Below are 8476 nucleotides of genomic sequence, written 5' to 3'. Positions count from 1 at the left end.
AGTGCCAATTGCGGACATTGTTAACGCTCGCCTAATACGCCTTGCACTGGCGGGCTTTTTGCGTTGCTTGCTAAAAGTGTGGCTGCCGGCAATGTAGGATTTAGATGCTTGTTAGCAATACATTCTGTTGCGGCTAACCTGTCACCTTGGACAAGAACATGAAAAAGCCACCCAACAAAATAATTGCAATGATGACTATAGCTGTGAGCGTCTTCGACTGAAGCATTGATTCAATTAAACCGACTTCAGTTTGCATTTTAATTAGGTCTTTTGGCTCAACATCTTCTTTAATGCGAGGGTTATTTGTTTCGTTATTCATTGGCAACTCCATATGCGAAATATTCGTGTCTTACTAACAGCTTATAACACACCAAAACGGCGTTTAATAATGTTATTGGACAAAATTAGATTTCTACTCAAAGCACTAGAATAAATTTAACTTTTCCAATGACCGCTGTTCGCTCATACCCGAATTCTTTTGTAGCGGGCTAAGCTTAAAACTCCATAAACACCGGAGTACAACTAATGCATCAGTTAACAATATATCAGCCTAAAGAGCCTTGGAATAAAAATAAGCTTGTAGGACAAAAGTTACCTCTGAAATTACAGCAAATATGGGCTATCCGAATACGACTAGAACTTTTTCATAAAATAAGAGATCTAGCACTATTTAACCTAGCCATAGATAGCAAACTAAGAGGATGTGACTTAGTTTCACTAAAAGTTAACGACATCGCACATGGTAAAACAATCCAATCAAGGGCAATAGTCGTTCAAAAAAAAACTGGTATGCCTGTTCAATTTGAAATTACTGGAAATACAAGGATCTCAATTGTGGCGCTCATAGAGCAATTTAGTCTCAATTTTTATGATTACTTGTTTAAATCACGAGTTCATTCTTCTGCACACCTCTCAACCCGTCAATATGGACGTATAGTTGACTCTTGGGTCACCTCAATTGGGTTAGATAAGACTCAATATGGTACTCATTCAATGAGACGTACCAAACCATCACTAATTTACAAAAAAACTAAAGATTTAAGAGCCTGTCAGCTTCTACTTGGCCATAGAAAACTAGAGAGCACTGTCAGATACTTGGGAATAGAAGTTGATGATGCGTTAGAAGTATCAGAACAGATCGATGCTTAAATTTGAAGCTAAGCCAGACTCGAAGTTAGAGTCTGGCACGTGCCAATAGCACTCATAGCAACTTGTTGACTTGCTTTAGTTAGCAGTAAGCGGTCTGTTTGTTCACTTTGACAATTTCTGTTTCTAAAATTAAATGGTCCTTAATCTAACTTCTTATCAAGTAATTTTAGTGAGAGTGGTACAACAACATAAGAAATTAATGGCACAATAATACCTACAGCTACGATAACGTTGAGCAACTTATTATCTGTTACATACCGCCCAATAAAATCAGGGATAAAATAAACCAAAGGTACGAGCGCTAAGAATGAAATCAGCGCTATGATATGTTGATTAGGTTTTTTTACATTATTCATAGTCAATACATTTATCAAGAATTTTAAATAACGGCCGTACTCACATACGGCCAAATAGTTTTAGTTCTGGCCACTGGCCTGAAGGAAACTGTTATACACCCAACGATAGCTTGTATGTTCGCCCAACACGCCGCCGAGCGCTATGCCATGCTCGCTTCGCCAGTCATCCATCACTTCCGCTAATACAGATGCCCATGTGACCACTTTCACACCAGCTTGTGTCATTCGATGCATAGCAGCATCAGTTACAGCTTTATTCCAAGTGCCAGAAGCATCAACAACGGCATATACATCGTACCCCTCAGCAACGGCTGATATGGCTGGAAATAGTAAACAAACATCAGTCACAATACCTGCCATGATAATTTTCTTTCGGCCAGTGGCTTTAATGGCTTGTTTAAACTCAGGGCTTTTCCATGCATTAATCTCACCAGCACGCTCTATTATATCATCGCCTAAAATATCAGTAATTTCAGTCATGATAGGCCCGTTAGGTCCATCAGGCATACTGGCAGTAATAATGGATGGCATGCCCACGGTTTTTGCTAATGAACACAACCCCTTGATATTTTGTGTCATCAAATGCGGATCTTGGTCTCTACAACTAACCAATAAGCCTGTTTGATGGTCTATCATTGCCAAAACGGCGTTATCTATAGTTAGCATTTCAGTAAACTTATTCATTTCTTTCTCCTGATGGTTTGTAATTATTGATGTACGACTATCATGTTAAGTGGCGTAATTGCTTTTACTTCAGCATCAATGCTTCGAATTAGGTCGCCGTCTTGAACAGCCTGTCTGTCATTGGCTTCAGTAAATTCAGCGCTTCCATCTGTTACGTATACCAAAGACTCATTTGGTAATTGAATGCTTTTGCCGACATCAAGTTTTATGATGTCGATAATTGTCGAGCTATTGAATGTGTCGGACTGCTCTTTGCTCCCCCCATAGATGCGTGTTACACCTTGAGCTTTTGGCGAGTAATATTTGTAACCCGCTGGTTGGCCCTTCTCTTCAGGCAATGCCCATAGTTGTATCATTCGATTTCTTTGGCTGTCGGGGTTGATTTCATTATGCGAAAAGCCCTCTCCACCAGCCCGCTGCACCTGCACATCTCCCTTTTCAAGACCTTGACCGTTTTCCAACGATCCTTCGTGGCTAACTTGACCATCAATCATCACCGAAATTACATCAATCTCCATATGCGAATGCATACCTGTTTCACCATGTGGGTTAAACTGTGCATCAGCCAAATAAACAAAATTGCCTAAGCCTTCTGATGTTTCAGGTGATTTGCGTTGCCCAAAAAGCTGTGTGTCTGTCACTAATCGATGTTCGCGTAAACCTGCAAAACCTCCCAAAGTGAGGGTGTTTTTTGAAAGTATATGCATTTCATACTCCTGTCATATCAGTTAATAAAGTAATCATAGGCGCTATTTACTGTTTTATATATAAGGGCTTTTTGATAAGATAATTCCACTTTCAACAACAATTAGAAATTATATGAATTATGATGTGGATGACCTGTTAGTTTTCCTTGCAGTGGTTGAGGCTGGTAGTTTTACTGTTGGTGCTAAACGTTTAGGCATACCTAAAGCTAATGTTAGTCGCAAGGTATCTCGGTTGGAGCAAAAATTAGGGGTGACACTGCTTGAAAGGTCAACACGCTCACAAAATTTAACAGAGGTAGGTACACGCTTTCTAACACATTGCAAACGCATTCGTGAGGAAATCGATTTAGCTGATGCTACCGTTTCTGAAATACTTCACAGTTATAAAGGCACGATAAGAATTGGCGCATCGGTGACTATAGGTCAGCAAATCATCAAACCGGTTATCTCTTCATTTTTACGTAAATACCCCGATATCAATATAGAACTAAGTTTAGCTAATCACCAAGTTGATCTTATTGAAGAGGGCTTTGATCTTTTAATTCGGATTGGTGACTTAGATGATTCACGTTTAATTGGTAAACGATTAGGAAGTGCTCAAAGAAAATTCTATGCAAGCCCTTCCTATTTAAAGCTTAACAATGAGCCCAAAGAAATTGGTGAGCTGTGTAATCATCACTTATTGTTAATGCGTATGCTTGGTAGCGATAATAAGGTAGAGCTTATATCAAAGGAAAAAAAAGAAATAGTTCAGCTAAATCCAAGGCTTGCTGTTGATGATTTTTCTGTCGTAAAGCAGGCGACTATTGACGGTGAAGGTATTGCACTCTTACCCAGCTATATGTGTAAAAAAGCAATCAGCAATGCAGAATTAATCAACATCCTTCCCAAATGGGGTATGAGTGATATCGATGTTTATGTGCTATATCCAAAGCATCGCGCAAAGATACCTAAAGTGAAAGCTTTTCTTAACTTTACAACAGATACTTTTTTAAAAAAATTATCACGCTGAAGGACTGCTTTGACAGTACATTTTTCTTTGAAGGTATCATTACTGAGTGATGGTTATGTGCTGAGCTGACGCTCATAAACTTAGTCACTTTTTATATACGTTTCTCAACTTTCCAAGGAAAATTTAAGCGGTTTTCACCTGCCCAGTAAAGTTGGATTTTATTACCAGGCGGATCTTTAAGTATTGCTTCTTTCCACAGGTACCGTTGCTCTGTCGGCTGTTGTTCAAACTGAAAACCTTTTTTTGTCAACTCAGTACACAGTTCATCAAGTTTTTCATGCTCGAAGTAAATCACAGAACTGTTTTCAAATTCACTGGATTCGAGTGGTAAGGAAAAAGTAGAATTCCCATCTGGGAAAGAAAACTTGTGTAATGGGGCGGATCGACAATTTGAGTGAAGCCGAGTTTTAGATAAAAGTTAGCAGCAACATCCATATCTTTTACTGGTAAGGTAACCTGGTTAAATTTCATTCAAACTCCTAGCGTATAACTTTTCAATAACGAGCGCAAACACCAAAGCCGCCCTGCGTGTATGCGTCCCTGTGAACGTAGTGAGCGAGCTTATTAAGTTGTTATGCATGTTTATATACAGAGTGAGTTGTGTTTTTAAAACAGTGTAAGGCGATAAAGGCCCCTAAAGTTAAACTAGCCACACTGCACAAATAATTTAAGCCATAGATTATCGTTTACATTCGGCTCTCACTGTCGAGAAAAACATAACACGAGGAAATTATGTAAAGTAAAGCTATAACAGAGCTCCCAATTTTATAGGAAATCTTTGACGTGTTAAAAGCAGCGAACAGCAATGCTACTGAAAAAAACACACTTGAAAATGCTCCGATGTAATAAGCTGAATCTTGGAATTGATAACCTAATTCTTCATTTTGTAACATGACAAAAGGGGATATGAAACCGGTTAATTCGGCTAGAATTGGTCCACTAAATAGTCCAAAAATTAAAATTTTAAGAGCACGGATCACTACACCTCCTTCTAAATGTATAACAACTTTATCAGAGGACACCTCCCTATTTTAGCGCGAAGACATCCTTATTTTGTGAACTTATATTAATAGCAAATAGTGTAAGTTATTACCAGTTATAAGTATTATGCTTATTTAAACATGTGAAAAAGGGAAAGTATTCTTTTATTATTACGAAGACAATTACAACCCACCTGAATGTCTGGTTATCGCTCAAGGCTGCCTATAGTTACTCTGTTTTATCTTTAAACTCACACAAGTCTTCAATAATACAGCTGCCACATTTAGGTTTACGTGCTACGCAGGTGTAGCGCCCGTGTAGTATTAGCCAATGGTGAACGTCTACTTTAAATTCTTTTGGTACAACCTTTTCAAGCTTTTGTTCTACAGCGACAACATCTTTACCCATGGCAAGCTTGGTACGGTTAGATACACGAAATATATGTGTATCCACGGCTATTACAGGCCAGCCAAAGGCTGTGTTGAGTACAACATTAGCGGTTTTACGGCCAACGCCTGGTAGGGCTTCTAGGGCTTCACGATTTTCTGGCACGATGCTGTTATGTTCATCTACCAATATTTGGCACATTTTGTACACGTTGGCAGCTTTAGAGTTAAATAAGCCGATGGTTTTTATATAATCACGCAGTGTATCGTGACCTAAATCTAAAATGGCTTGTGGTGTATTAGCAACAGGGAACAACTTTCGAGTGGCTTTATTAACGCCTACATCAGTTGCTTGTGCTGAGAGTGTTACTGCTACGAGTAACTCAAACGGGCTTGAATATTCAAGCTCTGTAACTGGGTGCGGGTTATCGTCGCGCAGGCGCGACAGTATTTGGTGACGTTTTTCTTTATTCATGCAACTTAAAACGTATTAGTGCTAATTGTTGCTCTAATACGTTTTCCCCTTAAGTTAAGCTAGTAACACGTGCTCGAGGGCCTTTTTCAGCCTCTGGCGGTGCAACTTGTTTTGATTTTATTTGTGCGTCAATTACGTTTTTTGCAGCAATAAGTAGCCCAAGCCCTAAAAAGGCACCCGGTGGTAAAATTGCCAGTAAAAATTGATTATCAAAATTAAATACTTCTATGCGCATGCTCTGTGCCCATGGGCCAAGTAATAAATCGGCTCCGTCAAACAGTGTACCTTGGCCAATTAATTCGCGCATAGCTCCTAACACTAACAATACAGCCATAAAGCCTAAGCCCATCATTAAGCCGTCAAATGCTGATAAATGAACAGGATTTTTAGAGGCGTATGCTTCGGCGCGGCCAATAATGGCGCAGTTAGTTACAATCAACGGGATAAAAATTCCCAATGATTGATATAAACCAAAGGTATAAGCGTTCATAAGTAATTGAACTATTGTTACAAAGCCCGCGATGATCATTACAAATACAGGTATACGGATATCTTTTGGCACCCAGTTACGCACAATCGATACGGTAACATTTGAGCCTATTAGTACGAGTAAAGTTGCTAAGCCTAAACCTAAGGCATTTGTTACAGTTGAGGTAACGGCAAGTAAAGGGCATAAACCTAAAAGCTGTACAAGGGCAGGGTTATTTACCCATACACCTTCTTTGTATAATGTTTTTAACTCACTCATTTAGCTACCTCCATACATTCGGCATTAGGTGCTGCAAAAATATCATCAAAATTAGTTTGTGCGAACAATACGGCATTTTTAACAGAGCCCACAACAGCACGTGGTGTTATGGTCGCGCCTGTAAATTGATCAAACTGGCCGCCATCTTTTTTAACAGCCCAGCGAGCGTCTTCTTCGCCTTCAACCGTTAAGCTTTTAAATGTTGTGATCCAAATTGATTTTTTAACTTCTACTTTGTCGCCTAAACCAGGAGTTTCTTCGTGTTTAGTCGTACGCACGCCAGCAATAGTGCCATCACTCAATACAGCTGTTAATAAGTTAATATCGCCACTGTAGCCGTTTGGCGTAACATGCCTAATAACAACAGCGACTGGTTTATTGTTTTTACGAGCACGGTAAATTACTTGGTTTGCGTGTGGGCCTAGTTTTTCGTCAGTAATAATTACGCAATCTTGTGATAATTGATTGTCGTACGATTTTGGGTCGAGCACTTCTTGTAGCTGCGCAGTAAGTTGCAGTTGTTCTTGCTCTGCAATTTTATCGGCAGTAAGCGCGTTGATAGAGGCAACTAAGCCCGTTGTTGCTAACGCAAACGCAGTTAAAATAGCACCATTTTTAGCCATTGACGAAATGATCATTTTACTGCTCCATGGCCATAAGTACGTGGCTGTGTGTAGTAGTCTATTAGCGGGACTGCAATATTAATCAGTAATACGCTAAATGCGATAGCATCAGGAAAACCACCAAAGGTACGAATTAAATAAATTAGTAAGCCAATTAGTGCGCCATAAATTAAGCGCCCTTTGTTAGTTGTTGCTGCAGATACCGGATCGGTCGCTATAAAAAAGGCTCCCATCATAGTGGCACCACTTAATAAGTGAAATAGGGTGCCCGGCTCTGTACCAGGTGATGCGATATATCCAATAGCACTACATACAGCTAAAGTTGCGATAAAACTGACAGGAATATGCCAGTTAATTATTTTTGCTTTTAGTAAGTATAAACCACCCACTAAATAGCCTAAATTAACCCATGCCCAACCAAGGCCAGCCCATTCGTTAAATATTGGCTTTTGCATGCTCTCGGTAACGGTTAAACCGTGGGCTATGTCTGTTTTAACAGTATCCAGTGGTGTTGCCATTGTTAGGCCATCAACCCCTGCGCGTACTTGATCTAGGCTAAACCCAGAGGCCGTAAAATCGGTAAATATTAGCCTTAGCTGATCAGCAAAGCCTATTGGCGTATTTATTAAATCAGTGACAGGCAACCATGCGGTCATTTGTACCGGAAACGAAACTAAAAGCAGTACATAAGCCGCCATTGCTGGATTGAATAAGTTAAACCCGAGGCCGCCATAAAGCTGTTTAACTATAACAATAGAAAATAAACAGCCAATAACGATTATCCACCAAGGGGCAAGTGGAGGGATACTCAATGCCAATAACACGGCAGTAAGCCACGCACTGCCATCACTTAATGCAGGCCAAACAGGGCGCTTTCGTATTAGCATTATTGCAGCTTCAAATACGCTTACAACAACAAGCGCTAGTACCAGTTGAATAAGGACACCTGTTCCAAAAAAGAAAACTTGAGCAATTAGCCCAGGAATACACGCAGCAATAACGCTAAGCATTAATCGCGTTAACGATTTATGGCTGTGATTATGCGGCGAACTGGCCATGGTTAATTTCATGACTGATTATTTCCTTCTTTTTGTAACTTTTTAGCTTTTGCTCTCGCAATTGCAGCAGCCACGGCGGCTTTTTTCTTATCGTCGGCTGATTTAGGTTTATCTGCGTTAATAAGATCTGATGAGTCATCGGTATTACTTTCTGCACTCTTAGGTGCTGTGCTATCAACTTGTAGCTCTTGGGGCTGAGTTTGTTCGGTATCTTCTAGTGCTTTAGCCGCTTTTTTAGCTTTAGCACGAGCTATGGCCGCAGCTACCGCTGCTTTTTTATCATCAACGGGCGTATCG

10 protein-coding genes and 2 pseudogenes are annotated in these 8476 nt (G+C 39.9%); 2 read left to right on the top strand and 10 right to left on the bottom strand.

Annotation, left to right across the window (positions count from 1 at the left end):
• Positions 1-133: 133 nt before the first annotated feature.
• Positions 134-319: a hypothetical protein gene (locus GQR47_RS04305; protein ID WP_024594843.1), complete on the bottom strand. Its 186-nt coding sequence runs from the start codon at positions 317-319 to the stop codon at positions 134-136.
• A 206-nt stretch (positions 320-525) separates the two neighbouring features.
• On the opposite strand from GQR47_RS04305, the gene GQR47_RS04300 reads away from it, so the two are divergent.
• Positions 526-1149 carry a tyrosine-type recombinase/integrase gene (locus GQR47_RS04300; protein ID WP_024594842.1) on the top strand — a complete coding sequence of 208 codons (624 nt, stop codon included), beginning with the start codon at positions 526-528 and terminating at the stop codon, positions 1147-1149.
• A gap of 140 nt (positions 1150-1289) precedes the next feature.
• On the opposite strand, the gene GQR47_RS04295 is transcribed toward GQR47_RS04300, so the two are convergent.
• From GQR47_RS04295 to GQR47_RS04285, 3 genes are read right to left on the bottom strand one after another with little or no spacing between them, the layout of a single operon-like run.
• Positions 1290-1505, bottom strand: a complete 216-nt coding sequence (locus tag GQR47_RS04295; protein WP_024594841.1) for a hypothetical protein — start codon at positions 1503-1505, stop codon at positions 1290-1292.
• Positions 1506-1565: 60 nt separating this feature from the next.
• Positions 1566-2171: an isochorismatase family protein gene (locus GQR47_RS04290; protein WP_240915859.1), complete on the bottom strand. Its 606-nt coding sequence runs from the start codon at positions 2169-2171 to the stop codon at positions 1566-1568.
• A 41-nt stretch (positions 2172-2212) separates the two neighbouring features.
• Positions 2213-2896 carry a pirin family protein gene (locus GQR47_RS04285; protein WP_024595478.1) on the bottom strand — a complete coding sequence of 228 codons (684 nt, stop codon included), beginning with the start codon at positions 2894-2896 and terminating at the stop codon, positions 2213-2215.
• Between the two features lie 112 nt (positions 2897-3008).
• Between GQR47_RS04285 and GQR47_RS04280 the strand changes: the two genes are divergently transcribed.
• A complete protein-coding gene (locus GQR47_RS04280; protein ID WP_024595477.1) occupies positions 3009-3908 on the top strand; it encodes a LysR family transcriptional regulator in 900 nt (299 codons plus the stop codon).
• A 91-nt stretch (positions 3909-3999) separates the two neighbouring features.
• Here the strand turns inward: GQR47_RS04280 and GQR47_RS04275 are convergent.
• From GQR47_RS04275 to GQR47_RS04250, 6 genes and pseudogenes are all read right to left on the bottom strand, one after another.
• A pseudogene (locus GQR47_RS04275) lies at positions 4000-4343 on the bottom strand (VOC family protein).
• 774 nt (positions 4344-5117) lie between these two features.
• Positions 5118-5750: an endonuclease III gene (gene nth / locus GQR47_RS04270; protein ID WP_024595475.1), complete on the bottom strand. Its 633-nt coding sequence runs from the start codon at positions 5748-5750 to the stop codon at positions 5118-5120.
• Between the two features lie 49 nt (positions 5751-5799).
• Positions 5800-6498: an electron transport complex subunit E gene (locus tag GQR47_RS04265; RefSeq protein ID WP_024595474.1), complete on the bottom strand. Its 699-nt coding sequence runs from the start codon at positions 6496-6498 to the stop codon at positions 5800-5802.
• The gene (rsxG, locus tag GQR47_RS04260) at positions 6495-7136 is read right to left on the bottom strand and encodes an electron transport complex subunit RsxG (RefSeq protein ID WP_024595473.1); all 642 of its coding nucleotides are present in this window, start codon (positions 7134-7136) and stop codon (positions 6495-6497) included. Before rsxG ends, GQR47_RS04265 begins: the two co-directional genes overlap by 4 nt.
• A complete protein-coding gene (gene rsxD, locus GQR47_RS04255) occupies positions 7133-8191 on the bottom strand; it encodes an electron transport complex subunit RsxD (protein WP_024595472.1) in 1059 nt (352 codons plus the stop codon). Before rsxD ends, rsxG begins: the two co-directional genes overlap by 4 nt.
• Positions 8188-8476, bottom strand: a pseudogene (locus tag GQR47_RS04250) (electron transport complex subunit RsxC); the annotation flags it as partial. The pseudogene GQR47_RS04250 and the gene rsxD, both read right to left, overlap by 4 nt.

The organism is Pseudoalteromonas sp. Z1A2 (assembly GCF_011378755.1).
Lineage (GTDB): Bacteria > Pseudomonadota > Gammaproteobacteria > Enterobacterales > Alteromonadaceae > Pseudoalteromonas > Pseudoalteromonas distincta.
Note: the sequence above shows the minus strand (reverse complement) of the source record. Positions and strands in the feature narration are given on the sequence as shown.

Excerpts from the sequence above, each read along its gene's own strand:
- GQR47_RS04305 (WP_024594843.1), bottom strand. The coding sequence starts at position 319 with ATGAATAACGAAACAAATAACCCTCGCATTAAAGAAGATGTTGAGCCA.
- GQR47_RS04300 (WP_024594842.1), top strand. The coding sequence starts at position 526 with ATGCATCAGTTAACAATATATCAGCCTAAAGAGCCTTGGAATAAAAAT.
- GQR47_RS04295 (WP_024594841.1), bottom strand. The coding sequence starts at position 1,505 with ATGAATAATGTAAAAAAACCTAATCAACATATCATAGCGCTGATTTCA.
- GQR47_RS04290 (WP_240915859.1), bottom strand. The coding sequence starts at position 2,171 with ATGCTAACTATAGATAACGCCGTTTTGGCAATGATAGACCATCAAACA.
- GQR47_RS04285 (WP_024595478.1), bottom strand. The coding sequence starts at position 2,896 with ATGCATATACTTTCAAAAAACACCCTCACTTTGGGAGGTTTTGCAGGT.
- GQR47_RS04280 (WP_024595477.1), top strand. The coding sequence starts at position 3,009 with ATGAATTATGATGTGGATGACCTGTTAGTTTTCCTTGCAGTGGTTGAG.
- nth (WP_024595475.1), bottom strand. The coding sequence starts at position 5,750 with ATGAATAAAGAAAAACGTCACCAAATACTGTCGCGCCTGCGCGACGAT.
- GQR47_RS04265 (WP_024595474.1), bottom strand. The coding sequence starts at position 6,498 with ATGAGTGAGTTAAAAACATTATACAAAGAAGGTGTATGGGTAAATAAC.
- rsxG (WP_024595473.1), bottom strand. The coding sequence starts at position 7,136 with ATGATCATTTCGTCAATGGCTAAAAATGGTGCTATTTTAACTGCGTTT.
- rsxD (WP_024595472.1), bottom strand. The coding sequence starts at position 8,191 with ATGAAATTAACCATGGCCAGTTCGCCGCATAATCACAGCCATAAATCG.